Raw genomic sequence first — 21,405 nt, 5'->3', positions numbered from 1 at the left:
AGTATTTTTAGTACTTAATCAACTACCATGTACATTAAAAGAAATATTAGTTGGGGTATCATTTTAAGATATGCCTGGAAAAACCTCATCTTTTTTACCCTCTATGCCGGGATTATTTTTTTTCTATACCATTCCCTAGATTGGAAACATATAGATATTCCTTTTCAACCGCTGTCGGTTATCGGTATTGCAGTTGCTTTTTATATTGGTTTTAAAAACAGCCAAAGCTATGATCGTTTTTGGGAAGGACGAAAAATATGGGGAGGCATTGTTAATTATTCACGGACATGGGGCAATAATGTATTGAGTTTTGTTGAAGATGATAGAAATGCGCAAATCGCATTGATTTATAGACATATCGCATGGATTAATGCACTGCGAATTCAATTGAGGCAACCAACAAGTTTTTCTATTAAGGAAAACAGGGCGGTTGAACGCTTATTTGATAGGCATGGCGAGCGGAATCCTGTTTGCAATGGAATGGACATGTTTTTGTCACCCGAAGAGGTAGACGGTTTAGAAAACAGAAAGAATGTTGCAACCCATCTCATAAAAAAACAAGGTTTGCACTTGAAAAAATTATTGCAAGAAGGAAAAATAACAGAATTTGATAAGCAAGTCTTTCATAGTAATTTAGAGGAGATGTACAATCTTCAAGGAAAATGTGAACGTATAAAAAACACACCTTTCCCAAGACAATATGCGCATTTCAGCACTTTATTCACTTGGATTTTTATCTTACTACTTCCTTTTGGACTTCTTAATGTTTTTGAAACCCAATTGTTAGAATTGCAAGTTGGCCATAACTGGTGGTATATCGTCTTAATGATTTTCTTTTCAGTTTTAATCTCATGGATGTTTATTACCATGGATAAGGTTGGAAGCAATAGTGAAGACCCATTTGAGGGTCGTATTAACGATGTCCCCATGACGGCTTTGTGCAGGACCATAGAAATTGATTTAAGGGATATGCTTGATGAGCAAAGCTTACCTGAAAAAATAAAACCACAGCACAATATCTTATACTAATGCCTCTAATTTCTTCCTCTTACAAACCTCCTTTCTTTTTTAGAAATGGACATTTTGCTACCATTTATGCTGGGTTAATTAGAAAAGTGTCTGGGGTTGTTCAAAAGAGAGAAAGAATCAAACTCTCAGATGGGGATTTTTTAGATCTGGACTGGAGTTTTTCACAGGTGCCTGCCCAAAAACTAGTTATTTTACTTCATGGTCTAGAGGGAGATGCGCAACGACCTTATATTACCGGCAGCGCTAAACTCTTTAATAAAAATGGATTTGATGCTTGTGCAATCAACTATCGCGGGTGTAGTGGTGAGCCCAATATATTATACAAGTCTTATCACTCTGGCGCAACCGAAGATCTAAATGAAGTTTTAAATCATATTATAAGAACCAGAAATTATTCAGAAATCTATCTAAAAGGTTTCAGTTTGGGCGGAAATTTACTGCTCAAATATTTAGGAGAAGGAAACCTTGTTCCAAAGGAAATTAAAGCCGCCGTTGCCGTTTCTGTCCCCTGTAATTTGTATAAGTCCTGTGAACAATTGTTGACTCCGAAGAATATATTGTATGCCAAACGATTTAAAAAACACCTTTTATCCAAACTTAAACAGAAGCAATATTTGTTTCCTGAACTTATTCCAGATTCTGATATAAAGGCCGTTAAAACACTTATGGATTTTGATGACATTTACACCAGTAGAGCACATGGTTTTAAAGATGCTATGGATTACTACAGAAAATGTAGTTCGCTTCAAGCTTTATCAAATATTACGGTTCCAAGTTTAATTATCAATGCTAAAGATGATTCTTTTTTAGGCGCTGAATGCTATCCTTATTCAGAAGCAGAAAAAAATCCGAACCTCTCCCTAGAAGTTCCTAAATACGGTGGCCATGTTGGGTTTTGGGGTAAAAACAATATCACATATACTGAAAAAAGGGCTTTGGAGTTTTTTACACCAAACTAAAATTGGATCCATACTTAATCCAAGGCAGGGATTAACAAAAATGAGAAAAATGTTATACCCTAATTAACTATCTTAGTAGCTGCAAATACAACAAATTACAACTGAAATTAATAAGATGAAAAAAATACTCCTTTTATTGGCATTAGGTGCCTTTATAGCAAGCTGCGGCGGAAAAAAAGAAGAAAAAAAGGATGGTTTTGAAGTAAGCCGTACCAAATCTGAGGACAAAAAAGCACAAGCTAATGAAAGTGTGCCCGTAGATTTGGACAACAAAGGAGTGGGGCCGATTAAAAATCTTGAGTTTCCAGATGATATAGATACAGAAATGGCTGCTCGTGGCGAGGCTAAATTCAACGCCATATGCGTGGCATGCCATATGGTAGACCAGCGTATGATAGGTCCGGCAATGGAGGGAGTTTATGAACGTAGAAGTCCAGAATGGGTCATGAATATGATATTGAATCCTGATGAGATGTTACGAGAAGACCCTATTGCAAAAGCACTGTTAAAGGAATACAACAATGCAATTATGCTCAATCAAAACCTTACCGAGGCTGAAGCAAGGGATCTTGCTGAGTATCTGCGCACACTTTAACTACAGAGATAACATAGAAAAGTGCTGTTATTCCTTTTAATTGGTAATGACAGCACTTTTTTATGCCTATAATTTTATCAAATCATGATTATTCAATTTAAAAAATATAGGGATAAGCAAAGCACACTTACTTGTATTAGGTCAGATGGAACCAGAACCTGGGACAAATTACAAGTGGATTTTGAGTTACATGACCTTGCACATTTTGCGATAGAAACTGAGTTGGGCTTTACCAATGCGTTTTACGGATTACTTGCAAAGGGATATAATATCCAAGATTTTTCACTACCCGTGGAACAACGCCCGCAGGCATTGATTTCCAAAAACCTGCCTGTGGAGTCATTGCAAACTGAGCATATTGCAAATTTATTGTTGATTGATCATTTTCAAAAAAACATAGGTTCTGATTTTATTGATCAATTAAAAGGGATGTTAAAGGAAGATGGTCTGGCATTTCCCGAAATCCTAACCCAAGAGCGTTTGGAGAAAATCAATAACAGTTTTGAGGAACTGATATCAAAATGGAATGCCTTGGAGGAAGAAGGAATGTTAGAGCTTTCTTTTAATCTAATTTAATATATTACTATTCCTGTAACAGTCTTGCCATAAATCCCCAATTCATTGCTTGTTTTCGGCCCAAATATGGAGGGTTACCTACCTCATTTTGCCATTCGTCATCAGAGCGAATCCAAAAAACCAGTTTGTTTTCTCCTTTATTCAATGATAGCTCTATAGTTTGTTCTCTATCTGTTACCCTCATAAAATTATCCATATCTAACTCGCGACCGTAGAAAATAATCTTATTATTTAGGGAAATAAGCAATACCTGGGTATAATCATATGCAAGGGTCACTGTTTTGGGAACATCAGAATGAATAGTTGTTTTCGCAAAAGCTGATTCTTTTGGATGCTCATAGTATTGAGCCATGTTTATAATCCCAGTTTTATCAGCTTCAATACTTTGCCATTTATGGTTTTTTTCAGCATTTTCAATCCATTTAAAATATTGTCTTTGAGAACGGATGTTGCCTTGAAGTTGTTCTGAAATTTCCCATTCAGTAATATATCCAAATTCAGTTCTCGGCTGCTCGATTGTAAAAGGTTTTTCAAGCGGCTGTATTTTTAGATTGCTGAAATAAGCTTCCGCAAAACTGGTCTTCAAAAAAATATCGCCACTATCACACTCTTTCTGTAGTAGTTCAACTTGCATATTGGGTTGTTCTTTTTCTCCAACAAAAACACGCATGTTTTCTCCAAACACTTCAACTTTAATATGGAACCACTGTTGTGATTTAAATTCTGCAGATGTTTCATAAGTAGGCTCATTGTACAATTGCCAAGGATGTGATCCATGAAAGACTGGGATATACTGAATCGCATCATCTTTACCTCCTGAAAAAACACGGAAGTACAAAAATTCGTAATCCCATAAATCTTTAGCTCTAAAACCAATACCTGGCATTGCTTTTCCGGCAATATCCATTTCAAGTACAAAGTTTTCATATGTATTGGTCTTTAGCCTCACAATTTCATGCCTTCCCAAATGAATTGCCGACTTGCCTTTGTATTCGGTCACTTGTAAATCTAATTCTTGGTTATTTTCATTATCCACAACTTGCCAATTTTGAGGAGTCAACGGAATACTTTGGGCAAACAGGAATTTACCAGAGATTAGTAAGGCTATAGTCAAGTAAATTTTAATTTGAATGGAATTCAGACATGTCATAGCTAAAAATTGAAAGGTTTATTTTTATACAATATTGAGCCTTCTTTACATTAGTTACGCAATCAAAAACCGTTTATTTATGGCTTATTTTTCGTCCATTTCAAAAACCTCTTTATGCAAGCTATAGAGAGAAATTCAATTTCAGATTGCATCAAAAAAATTGAGCAGCGGTTTTTTCCAGAGCAATTCTCCTCTGGAAAAAGACTCCGACAGCGGGATTTGGAATATTTAATGGAGTTGATGGAGGAACGTTCTGGCACAAGAATCAGCCTTTCTACAATGAAACGGCTATGGAAGAATGAGTTTAATCAAATGCCACACCCAAGTACCCTAAATGCACTGGCTTCGCTAATTGACTATGATGATTGGAACTCTTTTCTACAAGAACAAAACAAAGTTTTTGGACCAAGGAATAAAACCCCTAAAAAAACCTCATCCCTGGCTATAAAACTTTTGCTTTTTTTAGCTTTTGGGTTGGTTGTAACAATTATAGCGTTTCAAATTATTTCCACCGATAATAAGCCGATACAAATCCCAGATAGTGTAAAGTTTTCCGCCAATAAAACAGTGACCCATAATGTCCCCAATTCTGTCATTTTTTCCTACGACCTACAGGGAGTAGAAGCTGATAGTTTCTTCATCCAACGTTCTTGGAATCCAACCCATAAAAAAGCAATTGACCCTGCCAAAAAGAATTTTTCCGAGATCTATTATTATCCCGGTTTTCATTGGGCTCATCTTATTGCTAATGATACGATTATAAGAAAAATTCGGGTCAATATTCAAACAGATGGTTGGTTTGCCACTGCTAAATCCAATAGATTGGACAACATTCCCTTTTATCCCAATCAATCAAAATTAGTTGATGAAGGAAGTATGAGGGTAAAAAACGAAGCCTTTAAGCAATCCCATATAGACCCCAATAAAAATCTCATTGTATCATATTTTAATATCAGAGAGTTCTCTGGTTTAAGGTCAGATAGCTTTGTTTTAGAGACAAAAGTCAGGTTTGATGATATACAGGGGATTGTTTGCCCATATATGGAAGTGAAAATCATAGATGAAAAGGATGCTTCTTGGTTGGGCATAACGGATAAGGGTTGTGTTAGTAACTTAAATGTAAAGGTGGGTGATACAATATTATCAGGAATGGAAAACGATTTTTCTGCCTTAGGTACAAATATGTCCGAATGGCAAACTATACGGTTGGTCAGTTCTAACCAACGCCTCAAGTACTATTTAAATGATGAACTTGCTTTGGATACAGATTTTAAAGGAGAAAGAGGCAAAATTATGGGGCTGATATTTACATTTACAGGAAAAGGCGCTGTCGATTTTGTGCGCTTAAACAATTTGGAAGGAGAAAAAGTCTATTCAGAAGACTTCAATTAAAAACAAAACAGATGAAAAAATATATTTTGACAATATTGACTTGCATTCTTTGTTTATCCGTAAAAGCACAAACCTTACTGGGTGCCTGGGAAAATACAAAGTCTACCGCGGATGGCCAACAGCTTAAAAACGTAGTTATCTTTTCTGAAGGACACCAAGTATCCACATGGTTTAATATGGATTCCGGAGCTTTTATAAGTACCAACGGAGGTGCTTGGTCTATAAATGGCAATACCGTTACCGAAACTGTGGAATTCGATTCTGAAACTCCGAGCCGTGTTGGTTCCCAGGTCTCTTTTGAGATTGAACTTTCTGAACAGATATTGAAAATAAAAGGGATGGATACAGTTTGGACTCGAATTGATGACAATAGCCCTGGTGGTTTGGCAGGAGCTTGGCTAATGTCAGGTCGTAAACGTAATGGAGAATTTCAAACCCGTAATGTGGATCAACCACGAAAAACCATGAAAATCCTTTCGGGAACCAAATTTCAGTGGATAGCTTATAATACCGAAACCAAACAATTTATGGCAACAGGTGGTGGTACCTATACTACCATTGATGGCAAGTATACAGAGAACATTGAATTTTTCTCACGGGATAACGCCCGTGTTGGGGCAAGTCTTCAATTTGATTTTGAAGTGAAAGATGGGGATTGGCATCATTCGGGGTTTAGTAGTAAGGGTGACCCTCTGTACGAAATTTGGAGTCTACGAAATCAATAATAGTTATCTTTACTTTTCTTCTAAGACAATGATGAAAATGAAATCCTTATTGATATTCCTAATTGTTACATGCATTCCTTTTCTTATGTTTTCACAAGAAGACGAACATGTTGAGGCTCATTTTATTGCCCTTTATAATGTGGGTGAAAGTTGGGACACAGAGAAGCAACCAGGCGAACAAACTTATTTTAAAGAACATTCCGAGTTTTTATCAAAACTGAGAAAAGAAAAGAAAATCATATTAGGTTCCAGGTATAGCGATACTGGAATGCTAATTTTGAAAGCAGATAGTTTGGAGGCTGCTAAAAAAATATTGCATCAAGACATCGCTCTTCAAAAAAAACTTTTTAACGTAGTAGTTTACCCTTTTAATACTTTTTATAAGGGGTGCATTGAATAATTTTAGTTTATGAAAAAATATTTATTACTTCCTATTCTTATCTTGTCGTTACATATGCAAGCACAACAAAAAGAACTTCCTTATCACGAAATTCCTGAGTATCCTGAAGATTATGGCCCCGGAAATGTGGTCGCCAGAATGATTGATGGTCTTGGTTTTCGTTATTATTGGGCAACTGAGGGATTGGAGAAAAAAGACTTGGACTATAAAACTTCTGAGGAGGGCAGAACAATTTTTGAAACACTCCAGCATATTTATGGTATGTCTGAAATGATCATGAATGCCCCAGAGTCCAAACCCAATGTTAGACCTATGGACCTTTCTGCACTTACTTATGAGGATTTACGTGGAGGAACTTTAAAAAACCTTCAGGCGGCGAGCCAAGCCATGGCTGGTAAAAACGCAGCTGATTTTGAAAGTTTTAAAGTTATTTTTCAGCGTGGAGAAAAACAGACTCCATTTCCGTATTGGAACATGATCAACGGGATGTTATCGGATTGTATCTATCATGCTGGTCAAATCACAATGATGCGAAGGGCTTCTGGCAATCCTATCAATCCCAAAGTAAGCGTTTTTAACGGTAAGCTTAGAGAGTAAACTTATACAATATACTACCCGTCTTCTTTTAAGATTAAATTTTATCCGCGACAACTTTGTATGTTGGATCTTCAAGAACGTTAACTTCAATAATATCTTGAGCGTTTTTCAGTAGGAGGATACAGTCTTTGCTTAAATGCCTTAAATGCACTTTTTTACCCGCTTTAGCATATCGCTCGGTAATCTTGTTCAAGGCTTCAATACCAGACATATCGGCGACACGACTTTCTTTAAAATCAATAATGACCTCACTTGGATCATCTTGAATATCAAACTTTTCAGCAAACAAAGTAGTGGATCCAAAGAAAAGAGGGCCATAAATTTCATAGTGTTTTACGCCGTTTTCATCAATATGTTTTCTTGCGCGTATCCGTTTGGCATTTTCCCATGAATACGCAAGTGCAGAGATTATAACACCCAATAAAACAGCAACGGCTAGGTTATGGGTAATGGCGGTAATCAGGGTTACAAAAACCATTACAATCACATCAGAATTCGGCATTTTTCTAAACGTTTTAAAACTGGCCCATTCAAAAGTTCCTATTGCAACCATAAACATCAAGCCTACCAATGCAGCCATTGGTAATTGCTCAATTAAGCTACTGCCAAACATGATGAACACCAACAACATAACTGCTGCTGTAATGCCCGAGAGTCTTGCTCTTGCTCCTGATGATGTATTAATTAAACTCTGCCCAATCATTGCACAACCACCCATCCCTGATAAGAATCCTGATAAAATGTTTGCAGTCCCTTGGGCCACACATTCTTTATTTCCGCTACCACGTGTTTCGGTTATTTCATCAATGATGTTAAGTGTCAACAGACTTTCAATCAGCCCTACTCCAGCTACAATTCCTGCATAGGGAACAATAATTAAAAAGGTGTCCAAAGTAAAAGGAATTTTAGGGATGGATATGGGAGGAAAACCACCTTTAATACTTGTTCCTTCTTTCATGGTATCAGCAACAGTAAGGGTATCAATACCAAAACCAATAACTAGTGCTGAAACCACCACAATGGCCAAAAGAGATGAAGGAATAGCTTTTGTCAATTTTGGAAAGCCCCAAATAATGAGCATGGTCAAAAGAGTTAATCCCAACATGGTGTACAAAGAAGCCCCAGACAACAGTTCTTCAGTTCCTTTTTGATAAAAATTGGGGAACTGTGCCATGAAAATGATGATTGCCAGTCCGTTTACAAATCCGAACATTACAGGATGTGGAACAAGACGGATAAACTTTCCTAGGCGAAGCACACCTGCCAAAATTTGAATTACTCCTGCAATGATGACCGTTGCAAAAACATAGTTTAATATCGTTGTGGGTTCAATACCCGGAAAAGTTCGTTTTAGTTCTAAGATCAATCCAACAAAAATAACGGCTACCGCACCTGTAGCGCCTGAAATCATTCCTGGACGACCTCCTAAAATTGAAGTAACCAATGTCAATACAAAGGCAGCATATAGTCCAGTCAATGGTGAAAAACCTGGAATCAACGCAAAGGCTATAGCCTCTGGAACCAATGCCAATGCTACGGTTAAACCCGATAAAATTTCAGTTCTATAATTTACTTTCTGGGAAAAATCGAAAAGGTTAAGATATTTTTTCATCTTATGATTTAAGCGGGCAAAAGTACCACTATTCCCCTAGTAGGCCATAAGCGAGCCTATTTTTAAGGATTTGATAATCTTACCAGTTCTTTAGTCCCAATAGTTTCTCTCCAAGGGAGCTTAATTTTGCAGTTTCGTATTTGTCTCTTTCCCAATTCCTTGGATCCCCTGGAAATGCATATCCTTCTGGGGCGATTTTGTGTTTCCATGAATTAATTCGCCATTGTCTTAGCTCCTCATTGTCTTCCTCAGCTGGCATCATCGATATATATTGCGCAATACGAACTTTGTTGCCAGATTTATTGGGTCTAATGCCATGAGGCTCGGTGCTGTTAAAAATCAGTAAATCCCCTGCTTCCATTTTAACCTTTACAATTTTATCTTCCAAACCATCCAAATTGGGTTGAAAACGATCTCTATCTTCGGGTTGGGTCAGCTTCCAAGTATCATAGTTGCGATAGAGCCATGGTATACATTGAAAACCTCCCATGTTTTCATCCGTTTGGTCTGCCAAAGCTAGCACACCTTGAACATTTTGAGGTTTGGTCTCTGGATCATAATCCCAGTGAATAAATCCTTTTTTCTCCACACCTGGTTGCAATGGAAAATTCAAATTTGCCCTATCTATGGTTACCCATAATTTCTCTGTCCCCCAAACATCTACAAAAGCGTCATATACTTTTGGCATCTGTCTGTTGCTCCATAAATGTTGGTGATTGTAGACTTCTACCATTCCTGTTCCTGTCAGTTCCTTCATTTTCATTTCTGCTCTTGGTGGAACGTACCAAGTACCAGAATCATTTGGGTCTTTTTCATCAAACTCCCATAAAAAATCTGCAGTTGCTTTGGCCTGTTCTATTGGAACCGCATTTTTAATGACGATGTATCCGTTATGTCTCCAAAACTCCCAATCCTCTTCTGAAAGCACTCTGAGCTTCTTTCCATTGGATCTATCATTTAATTTTTGACTGCTACTGGTTGCTGTGGACGGATTGCCTGGAATCTCTTCATGTGCCTTATTGGCCATTTCCAATTTTTGCTCTTTGGTGTTCATAACCAGTAAATTACAAAATATCTATGAGATAAACCGCTCTGAAAAGACCTTATAAAGAGCTAAAAGTAGATGGAACTTGGTATTAATTCGATTAAGTGTTCTGTATACTATCCAACTAAAAAAAGAACCGCCCCAAGCTGGATGCTTGAGGCGATTCTTAACTAAATAACCAACCAAAAAACTTGTATACGTAGTCGAACACTACTATTGTTCCTTACATTTTTCTTTGTCGAGTAACGTTCATTATGGAATTTTTAACTTTTAAACGTTTTTTACCAGTGTTACTGCTCGACTTCAAATATTGTTTGTACCCTCTTCCCGTAAATTCGTATACTGTTCCACTGGATACATGATACAATTCAATAGTACTATCATCAATAACGTATAGCTCAAAATAATCATTGCCCAAGAAGTCATAATCCAGTGTTAAAGTTTTAAGTGTGGCATCATTGGCTACATCAAACACTTCATAATCCCCTTCATAATCCCACACCAAATTAACAATGGGTGTTCCTATACCATCTACGGAAGATCTAAAAAATGCTCCATTATTTCCTGATAAAAACTGAAGATAGTTTTCATCATCAAACTCATTTATTGCACCTATTTCGCTGGTAAAAGTCTTTTCCCAAGCCTCGTACTCTTGTAAAAAATAATTGATATTGTCATAGAAGACCAAGTCATAATCAAAATTAGATTGTTGATATCCCTTTAAAATATAGGAGGTGTCAGAACGGGAATCATAAAGTTCCAATGTATTATTGTTCACCGCATAAACATCTAGCAACCAAAGACCATCTATATCATGATCTACTTCTACAACCCCATTTAATGTTCCATAAGATCCAACATCAATACCTAATCCATTTCCTGTTTTACCTATTCCTACAATGTTGTTGTTGGCATACAGAATTCCACGTTCAAAAGAAATGGTAAACGCACGCTGTAAAAAAGGCACCTCTCCATTACCTCGAGTTGCATTAATATCTGCATACCATAAATCGAACGACTCCAATATCAAAGCAGTATTAAAAGGTGATTCTTCAATGAAGTCATCCTCAAATACAACTTCTGTGTAACAAGAGCTGGCTAAAAGTGCTATAAATAAAATTCCGAATAGTAGTTTTCCAATCTTCATAATTTTGGTTTTATGGTTCAACACTTATAAACCAAGCACCATGCCAAAAACCATATAATGCTGATAATCAATGTTTAATATTCTAAATATTAGATTGTTTAGATTTGCCTTCTAAATTTTATTAATGGGTAACAAACTTAGATTTGGTGTATTGGGTGGTGGCAGTTGGGGAACAGCAATTGTAAAGATGCTTTCTGAAAACTTGGACAACGTTGCTTGGTACATGCGTAGTGAATCTGCCATTGAGCACTTAAAAAACGAGGGCAACAATCCAAACTATCTCAGTTCTGTTCAGTTTGACGTTTCAAAGCTTCAACTAAGCAATGCCATTAATACTATTGTTGAGTCTTCCGATGTTCTCATTTTTGCTATTCCTTCTGCATTTTTGGAAAGTGAGCTTAAAAAATTGACTATCCCGCTAACCAACAAAATAATTTTCTCTGCCATTAAGGGAATTGTTCCTGAGAGCGGATTGATTGTAGGCGAACATTTTCATGAGCAATATCAAATTCCATTTAAAAATATTGGAGTCATTACGGGACCTTGCCATGCCGAAGAAGTAGCTTTGGAACGCCTATCTTACCTTACCATTGCTTGTGCCGATGCGTCCAAGGCAGAATTGGTGGCCGAAGAATTGAAAAGTCACTATATAAGAACAAAAATTTCAGATGATATTATTGGCACCGAATACGCCGCCATGCTAAAAAACATCTATGCCATTGCCGCAGGTATTGCACATGGTTTGGGATATGGTGATAATTTTCAAAGTGTATTGATGAGCAATGCCATTCGCGAAATGAAAAGCTTTATAGATGGAGTGTATAAGATGAAGCGTAACATAAATAATTCTGCTTATTTGGGAGATTTACTGGTAACCGGCTACTCCACTTTTAGCCGTAACCGTATGTTTGGGAATATGGTGGGCAAGGGCTATACCGTAAAAAGTGCCATGATGGAAATGAATATGGTTGCCGAAGGTTATTACGCGACCAAAAGTGCTTATTTATTGAATGAAAAGCGTGAAAAGAAGTCTAAAGCACCAATCATAAATGCGGTATATCAGATTCTATATCAAGAGAAAAATCCGAAAAAGGTTTTCAGGAAATTGACAGAAAAATTGGATTAGCTTCAATTTAACAGTACCTCATCTGAAATGCTTTTTCCCCTGGGAATAGAGTTGTCTTGAATATCAATGCTCATGGCGTCATAGGATTTTATATACTCTTTGTTCACTATATAGGATTTGTGCACACGTCTAAAGTTATCTGGTAACTGCTGGAGCGTACCTTTTATACTACCATAGCTTGTAATTTTTGATTTATCTTCCAGATGATAAGTAACATAGTTCCCTAAACCTTCTACAAAAAGAATGTTCTTTAAGGGAACTCGATGTGTTTTGCGGTTAGATCTTATTTCTAAGATTTCACTTTCTAGACCTCTGTTTTTATCATGCTCAATAGACCAAAGTTGAAACAACTTGATTCCAAGTACCAACAGGGCCGTTGTATTGATCAAAATGATTGCCCTTACCAACATCATAATATTAAACAGACCAGTACTTGAATCATTCAACAACAGTTCTTCGTAAAACAAGTGAATGAAAACCCGTTGCATTATTCCTCCCAGCAACATTGTCACTCCGTATCCAATCAAAAATTCTTTAAATTTTCTTTTGAGTAAAAAACGGGGCAGTAAAAAATAAATAGTGATGTAGACCGCTAGAATCCGAATTGGTAGCAAGACAAACTCTAAATAAAAGGAAGCCAGGTAACCTTTCTCCCCAACCCATATTAATCCAAATAAAAGATAATACAAAACCCAAAAAACAACATGAGTTGCTATTCTTGAATTAAAGAGGTAAAAGCTATTTGTGGATTGCATGAATATTAAATCATTGTATGGCCATTGTTGACATAAAAAACAGGTGCATATGTATAAATTGTCCCTAAGCTAAAAATAGGCAATCTAATTTTAAAGAAAACTTAAATCCAAGTTGATGAAATTTAAAAACAGATTGTTGCTCTTTAGTCTTATAGTTCTTATTTCAATACCAAGTTTAAAATCCCAATCACTTAGTAGAAGAAGTTCTTGGGAAGCAAAGATTAGTAGTCCAAAAGCCGGTCTTCCTGGCGCTAAGATTGTTGAGGTCAATAGCAACAGTCCTCTTGCAAAAGCAGGTTTTTTACCTAATGATATTATTATAGAAGTAGGTGATGTTTTAATAAAAGATGAGGAGGTGTGGAGTGATGTTTCTTATGGCCTTAGAGCTGATAAACCTACAAAGGTAAAGGCGTTAAGAAATGCAGATACAGTAATAGCTATGGTTCAGTTTAATCCTGTTGAAAAAGAAAAACATGGTGGATTAGACACCTTTTATGAGGAGATAACAAGTACCTACGGAATTACGCAACGAACAATTATTACAAAGCCTAGAAAGAATGGCAAACAGCCTGCAATAGTTTTAATTGGTGGATTAAGCTGTTCTAGTATTGAAACATATCCCGGTAGAAAAGGAAATTGGGTACAAACCATTAAAGATCTAGTTGAAAAATCAGGTATGGTGGTTATGCGGATAGAGAAGCCCGGTGTTGGAGATAGCGAAGGAGATTGCGGCCAGTCCGACTTTATTACCGACTTGGAAGGTTATAGAGCCGCCATTAAAAGTTTGAAAGCTAAACCTTATGTGGATACATCAAAAATTGTTGTTTATGGTTCCAGTATGGGAAGTGCTTTGGCGCCATTGCTCGCCAATGAATTTGAATTGGCAGGAGTAATCTCAGATGGCACATTCTTTAAAACATGGTATGAGCATATGTTGGAAATTGAACGACGTATCCTTCAATTTAATGGCAATACAGAATCTCAAATCGTTGAAAAAATGAACAAATACTATATTCCTCTTTATTATGGAATGTTGATTCAAAAGAAAACGTATCAAGAAGTGGTCAACGAATATCCGGCACTTGCAGAATATAACTACCACTCCGCCGCCCACATGTATGGGAGGCCTGTTCAATATTATCAACAGTTACAAGACATTGATTTAGCGGGACAATGGGAGAAGGTAAAAGTCCCCGTTAGGATTTTAAGGGGAACTCATGATTGGATCATGTCTTCTTTTGACAACAAAATGATTATTGAAGTCTTGGAAAGAAATGGACATCAAGATCATTTGTTACATGAGTATCCAGGTTTGGACCATTGGAATACCATACACGAAAACCCAAAAAACTCTTTTGAAGGTAAAGAAGGTAAATGGGATGAGGGCACCATCAACATAATCATTGGTTGGGCACAAGAAATGGTGGGGTTATAATATTAAACGCGCTCCAATGAAAAATTGGAGTGCGATTCCAGTTCTTCCTCCATTTTCTCTTTAAAAGATTGAAGTTGATCGGTGGTGTAACCAAATGCCTTTTTAAATTCTTCTTGGATGGGCTCCATATAGTTTCGGATACTGTCAATATCAAAATATAACCTCCCCGTTCTCCTAATGAAGAAGTCCAACGGGTTCAAAACCATTTCATGAGCTATTGCAAATTGCACTTCGGCACGAATCATTCTAACATAAACATCTTTGTTTCTAAGCGCTGCATAGTTATCTAAAATAGTATCCGTTTGCTTACCATAATTGGTAACCAAATACCACGCATCATACTCCGTAAAACCGTCTTCTTTAATACGGTCAAAAACTTCTTCAATATACTTTTTAACGTGCTTGTACTTTTTGAACTCGCTACCACAAAGTGGAATTTTATCAGTGGTACATTCCGGAATATTAGTTTCGTATTTTTCCTCCATTTCCTTGGCAATTCTGTTGACAACACGTTCCGCCATTTTACGATATCCTGTCAACTTGCCCCCAGCTATACTGAACAACCCTGTATCTGAAGTAAAGATTTCATCTTTTCTAGAAAGCTCTGATGCTGATTTTCCTTCTTCATGAATCAATGGTCGCAGCCCAGCCCATGAAGAAATGATATCATCCATCTCCAAATTAATATTCGGGAACATATTATTGACCGCTGAAATTAAATAAATCGCATCTGCCAAGTCGGTCTTAATATTATCCTTATCTAGATTGAAATTGGTGTCCGTAGTTCCAACATAGGTAATTTTTCCTCTTGGTATGGCAAACATCATTCGCCCATCAGGAACATCAAAATATACAGATTGTTTAACTGGAAGTTTTTCTCTTGGGAATACTAAATGCACTCCTTTGGTCAAGTGAAGGCGTTTTCCTTTTTTAGAATTGTTCATGCTGCGCAATTCATCAACCCAAGGGCCAGCAGCACTAATTACATATTTTGATTTTATGCTGAACTCATCCCCAGAAGCCTCGTCTTTTACTTTGACCCCAGCAACTTTTTCTTCTTCATAAATAAAATCTATGACCTTGGCATAGTTTAATGCCTCGGCTCCATATTGCAAACTGGTTTTTATATTTTCAATGGTTAATCTAGCATCATCAGTTCTGTATTCTGCATAATATCCAGCTCCATTCAATATTTTTTTAGGCAAAAGAGGTTCAAGTTTCAACGCTTCTTTTTTCTCCAACATCTGTCTTTTATCATCTCCCGTAACCTGGGCAAGAATATCATATACTTTTAGCCCGATGGAAGTCAACCATTTGCCATAAGAACCGCCTTCAATTAACGGTAACAACATTTTTTCTGGAAGTACTAGATGCGGTGCTAACTTATGCACTATAGCTCTTTCTGAACCTACTTCTTTAACTAACCAAAAATCAAACTGTTTTAGATATCTAAGACCTCCATGAATTAATTTGGTTGATTTGCTACTTGTGCCTGAAGCAAAATCTCCCTTTTCTAACAATACGACCTTCATTCCCCTAGAGGCTGCATCCAAAGCAATTCCTCCTCCGGTGATTCCACCCCCAATAACAACCAAATCAAACGTTTCTTCTGAAACTTTTTGAATAGTGTCTTTCCTGTCTAAGTTTGAAAATTGAATATTCTCTTTCATATGTTTAGCAATTAATTAAGGGCAAACATCAAAATTACATAAAAATGTAAACGTTTACATCAATGACATAATTAAGTTTACATTAAATCTGCTTGGCATACTCATTTTCCTGTTCTAAAAAATCAAGCTTGAGCCTGTACCAAAAACCTTAGTAACATGTTGTTTTTAATGTTGTACAAAGATGCAAAAATGCATGCTACACTGTGCTACTTTTTGTTTTTACGATCAAAATCATACTCGCGTTCTACCAAACAAATTCTAACCTTGTACCAGGAGTACCACTCCTTAATTCCTTTTCTCTGCGCAACACTATGGTCCATATTTGCTTTCCAATTGGCAATGGCTTCCAAGCTTTCCCAGTAACTAACCGTAATTCCAAGCCCGTCCCTTGCGCTTTCAACATCCAAAAAACCAGGTTGCTGCCTTGCCAGCTTTTCCATTTCAACCGCCATCTGTCCATATCCATTATCACCCTCTGTTCTAGTACTAGTAAAAATTACTGCGTAATATGGTTTTTGAAGTTCCATTTTAATTTATGTATTGTTTTTCAATAAAGTAATTTACCAAAGCTTCTTTCATTAAAACCGATTGTTCTCCAGCCTTTAATGGTGGCAACTCTTCCTTAATCTTATAATGTGGCCAACCATCATCGTCAAAAAAATCAAAATCATAGTAACCATATGGTTCTAATAACCTACAAATAGCAATATGCATTAAATTGACTTTTTCATCTTTTTTAAAGCTTCTGTGAAAATTTCCCAGTTCCTGGACCCCTACCAAATAAATCATACCATCAATTTCCAAAGGGTCTCCATCCGCAAATTGATTGGACAATTTTTCCACCAGCAACTCCCATCTTTCTTTAAGTTTTTCGTCTCTTGACATCTGCTCTTTTAGGAACTTCAAAGGTACAAATCAATATCCTATATTTGTTAAAAACCATTTATGAGCTTTTTGGATATTGTTATAGGGATACTTTTGGTTTGGGGTCTTTACAAAGGCCTTAAAAATGGACTTTTTGTTGAAATAGCATCTCTAGTAGCTTTAATCGCTGGCATTTATGGAGCCATACATTTTTCTTACATCGCTGGGGACTACCTTGCGGAAAACATGAATTGGAATGAACGATACTTAAAAATTACGGCATTTCTAATTACCTTTTTTGCAATTGTCCTACTGGTTCATTTTGCAGGGAAGTTCTTGACCAAGATAGCTGACTTTGCCATGCTTGGCCTTTTGAACAAAATTGCTGGAGGTGTTTTTGGAGCCTTAAAAGTTGCCATAATCATTGGTGCACTGCTGGTCTTCTTTGAACGACTTACTTCTTCTTTAAACTTTGTAAATGAAGACACAAAAAAGGAATCTATCTTTTACGAACCTGTAAAAGAAATTGGTGCTTTTGTTTTCTCTTTTGTATTACAGGATAAAGAAATGGAATCAAATGAAACTGAAAATTGATTCTTACACTCTTTTCACGATAACAATGTTTACTTCCTAATATAGCTTCATCATATAAAAGGTATCTTTTTTCCGATAAATGGAAATGTTGAATATGCCTAAAACCCTCATATTCTGGTAAATTCTACAAGTCATCGGATTAATTAGCAATCACATGGAGATTTTATGGCTCCAGAGCTCCTCCCTTCTAGTTTAGCCCTAAGAACACATGAGATGCGTAGAACACATCTCAGCAATTGCCCCCGGAAATGAAAAAATTATATTACACTTTGTTGGTTGTAGTATCCGTAGTGATACTTAGTATGTGCAGCAAAACATCTTCTGCTGAGGAAGAAAAGTTTGAAGAAGCTTTTCTTGAAAACGAAAAAGTTTCCATCAATCCATCGGAAATGGAAACAGAGGTTCTTGACCTGATTAACGATTACAGAGCATCAATAGGAGTAAGTAAACTACAAACCAGCAGTGCATCTTATGCGCATGCGGAAGACCATAATAATTACATGATAACTCAAAACAAACTGAGTCATGACAATTTTCAATCTAGAGCTTCAAAGATTGCACTGGAAATAGGAGCTGTAGATGTAGGGGAAAATGTTGCAAGATACTATACAACGGCCCAATTGGTTTTTAATGGTTGGCTAGAAAGTTCCTCTCATAAAGAAGCTATTGAGGGAGAATATACCCATACTACATTGAGCGTTACATTGGATAAAGATGGTAGACCTTATTTTACCCAGATATTCATGAAAGTGGATTGATAATGTATTTTATTAAGTTTTAGATATTGTATATGGTAAAGACCTGAGCATAGCTCGGGTCTTTTTTGTTAAACCCTATGTTCCAATAAAGGTTTTTTATACCTTTCGTAAAATCTTTGGCAATGGCTATTCAGGCACCTTTTAATCTGAACAAGTGGATAGAAGAAAATCGGGACTCTCTAAAACCCCCGGTGGGGAACAGAAATTTATATAAAGATGCAGGCGATTATATTGTAATGATTGTTGCTGGACCCAATGCTCGTAAAGATTATCACTATAACGAGACCGAAGAGCTTTTTTATCAACTGGAAGGAAATATAGAAGTTCATATTCAAGAAGAAGGACAAAAAAAAACCTTGACACTGGGTCCTGGTGACATGTATTTGCACCCTGCTAAAGTACCTCACTCCCCTGTTCGACATGAAGGCTCTATTGGTTTAGTTGTAGAACGGAAAAGAGCGGACATGAATGTGGATGATGGCTTACTGTGGTTTTGTGATAACTGCAACAACAAGTTGTACGAAGCTTATTTTACATTACATGATATTGAAAAAGATTTTTTAAGTCATTTTAAGCATTTTTATAGTTCCGAAGACTTGCGTACCTGCAATAATTGTGGAACCATTATGCCCGTTGACGAACGATTTATAGCAAAAGACTGATTATGCTCCTGACCGCAAAATTTATTATCACAATTGTAGCCGTTTTACATTTTTACTTTTTATGGTTAGAAATGTTCGCATGGACTACCAAAGCAAGAAAAGTATTTCGCAATTTTCCTCAAGATTTGTTTGAGCCCACCAAATCAATGGCTGCAAATCAAGGGCTCTATAATGGTTTTTTAGCAGCCGGGCTTGTGTGGTCTCTTCTCATACAGGATTCATCATGGCAAGTTTATGTTGCTTTGTTTTTTCTTGGTTGTGTCGCAGTTGCTGGAATCTACGGAGCCTATTCGGTTTCTAAGAAAATTTTTACGATACAAGCGCTTCCTGCACTATTGGGAATTGTACTACTATTACTTCATCATTTCCTTTAAAAAATCTTCGCTTGACCACATCAGGATTATTCGTAGTTTTGAAAAATATAACAATACACGCTTAAAAAGTTATAAATGTCAAAAATTGCAACTGCTTTTGGAATAAATGAAGCCCTAAAACAACTTGGGTTAACTGAAATAAATGAAGGTACATCTACTGGGTCAAAAAACTTTGGCTCGGGCGATATTATCTCTTCCTATTCTCCTGTGGATGGAGCGCTTATCGGGAAGGTAAAAACTACATCCCCATCAGATTATGAAAAAGTGATGGAAACTGCTACTTCCTCCTTTAAAGAATGGCGATTGATGCCTGCACCTCAAAGAGGAGAAATTGTAAGACAGTTTGGTGAAAAATTACGCGAACTTAAAGAACCATTGGGGAAACTGGTTTCCTATGAAATGGGGAAGTCTTACCAAGAAGGATTAGGCGAGGTCCAAGAAATGATAGATATCTGTGATTTTGCGGTCGGTCTTTCAAGACAATTGCACGGATTGACTATGCATTCAGAACGTCCTGGACACAGAATGTACGAACAGTATCATTCTTTAGGGGTAGTAGGTATTATTTCCGCTTTTAATTTTCCAGTTGCTGTATGGGCTTGGAACACGGCTCTGGCTTGGATTTGTGGTGACGTATGTGTTTGGAAGCCATCTGAAAAAACCCCTATGTGTGGTATTGCCTGTCAAAATATAGCTGCTGAAGTATTTAAGGCAAATGGTTTGCCAGAAGGTATTTCCTGTCTAATAAACGGGGATTATAAGGTAGGTGAAATGATGACCCAAGACAATAGAATTCCTTTGGTTTCTGCCACTGGTTCTATTCGTATGGGAAAAATTGTTGCCCAAGCAGTGGCAGCACGGTTAGGAAAATCTTTGTTGGAACTGGGTGGTAACAATGCCATTATTGTAACTCCAAATGCAGATATTAAAATGACTGTTATTGGTGCTGTTTTTGGTGCAGTAGGAACAGCAGGACAACGTTGCACCTCAACAAGAAGGCTAATTATTCATGATTCCATCTATGATAAAGTCAAAGATGCCGTAGTAGCTGCTTACAAACAGTTGCGAATTGGAAACCCTTTAGATGAAAACAATCATGTTGGTCCCTTAATTGATACAGATGCTGTCTCCATGTATAAAAAAGCATTGGAAAAGGTAGTTGCCGAAGGAGGGAAAATCATTGTAGAAGGAGGTGTTCTAGCTGGTGAAGGTTATGAAAGTGGTTGCTATGTTAAACCCGCCATCGCTGAAGCCCAGAACGATTTCGAAATTGTACAGCATGAGACTTTTGCCCCAGTACTGTACTTGTTAAAATATTCAGGAGACGTAGAAAATGCCATTGCCATTCAAAATGGTGTGGTCCAAGGGCTGTCCTCAGCAATTATGACCAACAACCTCCGTGAGGCTGAGCGTTTTCTATCTGCTTGGGGTAGTGACTGTGGTATTGCCAATGTAAATATTGGAACATCAGGTGCTGAAATTGGAGGTGCTTTTGGAGGAGAAAAAGAAACAGGCGGTGGTCGCGAAAGTGGTTCAGACGCTTGGAAAGTTTATATGCGTAGACAAACCAATACCATCAACTACACTACTGAATTGCCTTTAGCCCAAGGTATAAAATTTGACTTGTAAAAAAGAAAAGGCCGCCATTCCCGATGAACTTAGAATTGGCGGTCTTTAAAACCAACTTAACTAACTCAAACTTAAATTAAACCCCATTTCAGTGCCGGAACTTTGTCGGGAGAAATAGGGTTTCTTACCTAATATTTATCTAAGTTCCGAATATTTCTATTACGTTTTAACTGCTATATTATCACTGGTCTTAAAAAGTGTATGATTGGTATTTTTTTGTACATCTTCTGTTTTCTAAAATTTGATGATCTCACCCTTTTTCAGAGCCTAATCCTCTCAGATTCTTTTAGTTAAACCATTTTTTTTAGCAT

23 protein-coding genes are annotated in these 21,405 nt (G+C 36.9%); 15 read left to right on the top strand and 8 right to left on the bottom strand.

Features of this window, described 5'->3' with window-relative positions:
• Window positions 1-27: 27 nt before the first annotated feature.
• The 4 genes from SJY44_RS03955 (at window position 28) to SJY44_RS03940 (ending at window position 3,159) form a co-directional block, all read left to right on the top strand.
• Complete coding sequence (locus SJY44_RS03955; protein WP_396591360.1) at window positions 28-1,029, top strand: bestrophin family protein; 1,002 nt, start codon at window positions 28-30, stop codon at window positions 1,027-1,029.
• Entirely contained in the window at window positions 1,029-1,988 is a 960-nt protein-coding gene (locus SJY44_RS03950) for a YheT family hydrolase (protein ID WP_396591359.1), read from the top strand. The genes SJY44_RS03955 and SJY44_RS03950 overlap by 1 nt, the downstream gene beginning before the upstream one ends.
• Before the next feature lie 115 nt (window positions 1,989-2,103).
• Entirely contained in the window at window positions 2,104-2,583 is a 480-nt protein-coding gene (locus SJY44_RS03945) for a c-type cytochrome (protein WP_396591358.1), read from the top strand.
• An 84-nt stretch (window positions 2,584-2,667) separates the two neighbouring features.
• Window positions 2,668-3,159 (top strand): hypothetical protein, encoded by a 492-nt coding sequence (locus SJY44_RS03940; protein ID WP_396591357.1) that lies wholly within the window; start codon window positions 2,668-2,670, stop codon window positions 3,157-3,159.
• Window positions 3,160-3,166: 7 nt separating this feature from the next.
• On the opposite strand, the gene SJY44_RS03935 is transcribed toward SJY44_RS03940, so the two are convergent.
• Window positions 3,167-4,309 carry a hypothetical protein gene (locus SJY44_RS03935; protein WP_396591356.1) on the bottom strand — a complete coding sequence of 381 codons (1,143 nt, stop codon included), beginning with the start codon at window positions 4,307-4,309 and terminating at the stop codon, window positions 3,167-3,169.
• 114 nt (window positions 4,310-4,423) lie between these two features.
• Between SJY44_RS03935 and SJY44_RS03930 the strand changes: the two genes are divergently transcribed.
• From SJY44_RS03930 to SJY44_RS03915, 4 genes are read left to right on the top strand one after another with little or no spacing between them, the layout of a single operon-like run.
• Window positions 4,424-5,701 carry a hypothetical protein gene (locus SJY44_RS03930; RefSeq protein ID WP_396591355.1) on the top strand — a complete coding sequence of 426 codons (1,278 nt, stop codon included), beginning with the start codon at window positions 4,424-4,426 and terminating at the stop codon, window positions 5,699-5,701.
• Between the two features lie 11 nt (window positions 5,702-5,712).
• Window positions 5,713-6,426 carry a membrane or secreted protein gene (locus SJY44_RS03925; protein ID WP_396591354.1) on the top strand — a complete coding sequence of 238 codons (714 nt, stop codon included), beginning with the start codon at window positions 5,713-5,715 and terminating at the stop codon, window positions 6,424-6,426.
• Between the two features lie 37 nt (window positions 6,427-6,463).
• Window positions 6,464-6,826: a YciI family protein gene (locus SJY44_RS03920; protein ID WP_396591353.1), complete on the top strand. Its 363-nt coding sequence runs from the start codon at window positions 6,464-6,466 to the stop codon at window positions 6,824-6,826.
• Between the two features lie 9 nt (window positions 6,827-6,835).
• Window positions 6,836-7,423, top strand: a complete 588-nt coding sequence (locus SJY44_RS03915; protein WP_396591352.1) for a DinB family protein — start codon at window positions 6,836-6,838, stop codon at window positions 7,421-7,423.
• A 34-nt stretch (window positions 7,424-7,457) separates the two neighbouring features.
• On the opposite strand, the gene SJY44_RS03910 is transcribed toward SJY44_RS03915, so the two are convergent.
• The 3 genes from SJY44_RS03910 to SJY44_RS03900 all read right to left on the bottom strand — a co-directional run bounded on the left by SJY44_RS03910 (window position 7,458) and on the right by SJY44_RS03900 (window position 11,227).
• Window positions 7,458-9,035 (bottom strand): SulP family inorganic anion transporter, encoded by a 1,578-nt coding sequence (locus SJY44_RS03910; RefSeq protein WP_396591351.1) that lies wholly within the window; start codon window positions 9,033-9,035, stop codon window positions 7,458-7,460.
• A 79-nt stretch (window positions 9,036-9,114) separates the two neighbouring features.
• Window positions 9,115-10,089: a phytanoyl-CoA dioxygenase family protein gene (locus SJY44_RS03905; protein ID WP_299168351.1), complete on the bottom strand. Its 975-nt coding sequence runs from the start codon at window positions 10,087-10,089 to the stop codon at window positions 9,115-9,117.
• Window positions 10,090-10,303: 214 nt separating this feature from the next.
• Window positions 10,304-11,227, bottom strand: a complete 924-nt coding sequence (locus tag SJY44_RS03900) for a nicotinic acid mononucleotide adenyltransferase (RefSeq protein WP_396591350.1) — start codon at window positions 11,225-11,227, stop codon at window positions 10,304-10,306.
• A 124-nt stretch (window positions 11,228-11,351) separates the two neighbouring features.
• Here SJY44_RS03900 and SJY44_RS03895 point away from each other — a divergent pair, with 124 nt between their 5' ends.
• Window positions 11,352-12,353 carry an NAD(P)H-dependent glycerol-3-phosphate dehydrogenase gene (locus SJY44_RS03895; protein ID WP_299168356.1) on the top strand — a complete coding sequence of 334 codons (1,002 nt, stop codon included), beginning with the start codon at window positions 11,352-11,354 and terminating at the stop codon, window positions 12,351-12,353.
• Window positions 12,354-12,355: 2 nt separating this feature from the next.
• Here the strand turns inward: SJY44_RS03895 and SJY44_RS03890 are convergent, their stop codons facing one another.
• Window positions 12,356-13,108: a LytTR family DNA-binding domain-containing protein gene (locus tag SJY44_RS03890; RefSeq protein ID WP_298923874.1), complete on the bottom strand. Its 753-nt coding sequence runs from the start codon at window positions 13,106-13,108 to the stop codon at window positions 12,356-12,358.
• A gap of 115 nt (window positions 13,109-13,223) precedes the next feature.
• Here SJY44_RS03890 and SJY44_RS03885 point away from each other — a divergent pair, with 115 nt between their 5' ends.
• Window positions 13,224-14,543: a serine aminopeptidase domain-containing protein gene (locus tag SJY44_RS03885; protein WP_396591349.1), complete on the top strand. Its 1,320-nt coding sequence runs from the start codon at window positions 13,224-13,226 to the stop codon at window positions 14,541-14,543.
• A 2-nt stretch (window positions 14,544-14,545) separates the two neighbouring features.
• Here SJY44_RS03885 and SJY44_RS03880 read toward each other — a convergent pair whose 3' ends face one another.
• From SJY44_RS03880 to SJY44_RS03870, 3 genes are all read right to left on the bottom strand, one after another.
• Window positions 14,546-16,213: a glycerol-3-phosphate dehydrogenase/oxidase gene (locus SJY44_RS03880; protein ID WP_299168363.1), complete on the bottom strand. Its 1,668-nt coding sequence runs from the start codon at window positions 16,211-16,213 to the stop codon at window positions 14,546-14,548.
• A gap of 206 nt (window positions 16,214-16,419) precedes the next feature.
• The gene (locus SJY44_RS03875) at window positions 16,420-16,740 is read right to left on the bottom strand and encodes an antibiotic biosynthesis monooxygenase (protein WP_298923868.1); all 321 of its coding nucleotides are present in this window, start codon (window positions 16,738-16,740) and stop codon (window positions 16,420-16,422) included.
• A gap of 1 nt (window position 16,741) precedes the next feature.
• Window positions 16,742-17,098, bottom strand: a complete 357-nt coding sequence (locus SJY44_RS03870; RefSeq protein WP_298923866.1) for a hypothetical protein — start codon at window positions 17,096-17,098, stop codon at window positions 16,742-16,744.
• A 60-nt stretch (window positions 17,099-17,158) separates the two neighbouring features.
• On the opposite strand from SJY44_RS03870, the gene SJY44_RS03865 reads away from it, so the two are divergent.
• From SJY44_RS03865 to SJY44_RS03845, 5 genes are all read left to right on the top strand, one after another.
• Window positions 17,159-17,671: a CvpA family protein gene (locus SJY44_RS03865; RefSeq protein WP_298923864.1), complete on the top strand. Its 513-nt coding sequence runs from the start codon at window positions 17,159-17,161 to the stop codon at window positions 17,669-17,671.
• Between the two features lie 248 nt (window positions 17,672-17,919).
• Entirely contained in the window at window positions 17,920-18,429 is a 510-nt protein-coding gene (locus tag SJY44_RS03860) for a CAP domain-containing protein (protein WP_396591348.1), read from the top strand.
• Between the two features lie 122 nt (window positions 18,430-18,551).
• Complete coding sequence (locus SJY44_RS03855; protein ID WP_298923860.1) at window positions 18,552-19,091, top strand: 3-hydroxyanthranilate 3,4-dioxygenase; 540 nt, start codon at window positions 18,552-18,554, stop codon at window positions 19,089-19,091.
• A gap of 2 nt (window positions 19,092-19,093) precedes the next feature.
• A complete protein-coding gene (locus SJY44_RS03850; RefSeq protein WP_396591347.1) occupies window positions 19,094-19,465 on the top strand; it encodes a DUF1304 domain-containing protein in 372 nt (123 codons plus the stop codon).
• 75 nt (window positions 19,466-19,540) lie between these two features.
• Entirely contained in the window at window positions 19,541-21,094 is a 1,554-nt protein-coding gene (locus SJY44_RS03845) for an aldehyde dehydrogenase family protein (protein WP_396591346.1), read from the top strand.
• Window positions 21,095-21,405: the final 311 nt, after the last annotated feature.

This window comes from Allomuricauda sp. R78024 (genome assembly GCF_044596045.1).
Taxonomy (GTDB): Bacteria; Bacteroidota; Bacteroidia; order Flavobacteriales; family Flavobacteriaceae; genus Flagellimonas.
This window is presented reverse-complemented; position numbering and strand designations above follow the sequence as displayed.

Coding starts and splice junctions, on each gene's coding strand:
- SJY44_RS03955 (WP_396591360.1), top strand. CDS start 28: ATGTACATTAAAAGAAATATTAGTTGGGGTATCATTTTAAGATATGCC.
- SJY44_RS03950 (WP_396591359.1), top strand. CDS start 1,029: ATGCCTCTAATTTCTTCCTCTTACAAACCTCCTTTCTTTTTTAGAAAT.
- SJY44_RS03945 (WP_396591358.1), top strand. CDS start 2,104: ATGAAAAAAATACTCCTTTTATTGGCATTAGGTGCCTTTATAGCAAGC.
- SJY44_RS03940 (WP_396591357.1), top strand. CDS start 2,668: ATGATTATTCAATTTAAAAAATATAGGGATAAGCAAAGCACACTTACT.
- SJY44_RS03935 (WP_396591356.1), bottom strand. CDS start 4,309: ATGACATGTCTGAATTCCATTCAAATTAAAATTTACTTGACTATAGCC.
- SJY44_RS03930 (WP_396591355.1), top strand. CDS start 4,424: ATGCAAGCTATAGAGAGAAATTCAATTTCAGATTGCATCAAAAAAATT.
- SJY44_RS03925 (WP_396591354.1), top strand. CDS start 5,713: ATGAAAAAATATATTTTGACAATATTGACTTGCATTCTTTGTTTATCC.
- SJY44_RS03920 (WP_396591353.1), top strand. CDS start 6,464: ATGAAATCCTTATTGATATTCCTAATTGTTACATGCATTCCTTTTCTT.
- SJY44_RS03915 (WP_396591352.1), top strand. CDS start 6,836: ATGAAAAAATATTTATTACTTCCTATTCTTATCTTGTCGTTACATATG.
- SJY44_RS03910 (WP_396591351.1), bottom strand. CDS start 9,035: ATGAAAAAATATCTTAACCTTTTCGATTTTTCCCAGAAAGTAAATTAT.
- SJY44_RS03905 (WP_299168351.1), bottom strand. CDS start 10,089: ATGAACACCAAAGAGCAAAAATTGGAAATGGCCAATAAGGCACATGAA.
- SJY44_RS03900 (WP_396591350.1), bottom strand. CDS start 11,227: ATGAAGATTGGAAAACTACTATTCGGAATTTTATTTATAGCACTTTTA.
- SJY44_RS03895 (WP_299168356.1), top strand. CDS start 11,352: ATGGGTAACAAACTTAGATTTGGTGTATTGGGTGGTGGCAGTTGGGGA.
- SJY44_RS03890 (WP_298923874.1), bottom strand. CDS start 13,108: ATGCAATCCACAAATAGCTTTTACCTCTTTAATTCAAGAATAGCAACT.
- SJY44_RS03885 (WP_396591349.1), top strand. CDS start 13,224: ATGAAATTTAAAAACAGATTGTTGCTCTTTAGTCTTATAGTTCTTATT.
- SJY44_RS03880 (WP_299168363.1), bottom strand. CDS start 16,213: ATGAAAGAGAATATTCAATTTTCAAACTTAGACAGGAAAGACACTATT.
- SJY44_RS03875 (WP_298923868.1), bottom strand. CDS start 16,740: ATGGAACTTCAAAAACCATATTACGCAGTAATTTTTACTAGTACTAGA.
- SJY44_RS03870 (WP_298923866.1), bottom strand. CDS start 17,098: ATGTCAAGAGACGAAAAACTTAAAGAAAGATGGGAGTTGCTGGTGGAA.
- SJY44_RS03865 (WP_298923864.1), top strand. CDS start 17,159: ATGAGCTTTTTGGATATTGTTATAGGGATACTTTTGGTTTGGGGTCTT.
- SJY44_RS03860 (WP_396591348.1), top strand. CDS start 17,920: ATGAAAAAATTATATTACACTTTGTTGGTTGTAGTATCCGTAGTGATA.
- SJY44_RS03855 (WP_298923860.1), top strand. CDS start 18,552: ATGGCTATTCAGGCACCTTTTAATCTGAACAAGTGGATAGAAGAAAAT.
- SJY44_RS03850 (WP_396591347.1), top strand. CDS start 19,094: ATGCTCCTGACCGCAAAATTTATTATCACAATTGTAGCCGTTTTACAT.
- SJY44_RS03845 (WP_396591346.1), top strand. CDS start 19,541: ATGTCAAAAATTGCAACTGCTTTTGGAATAAATGAAGCCCTAAAACAA.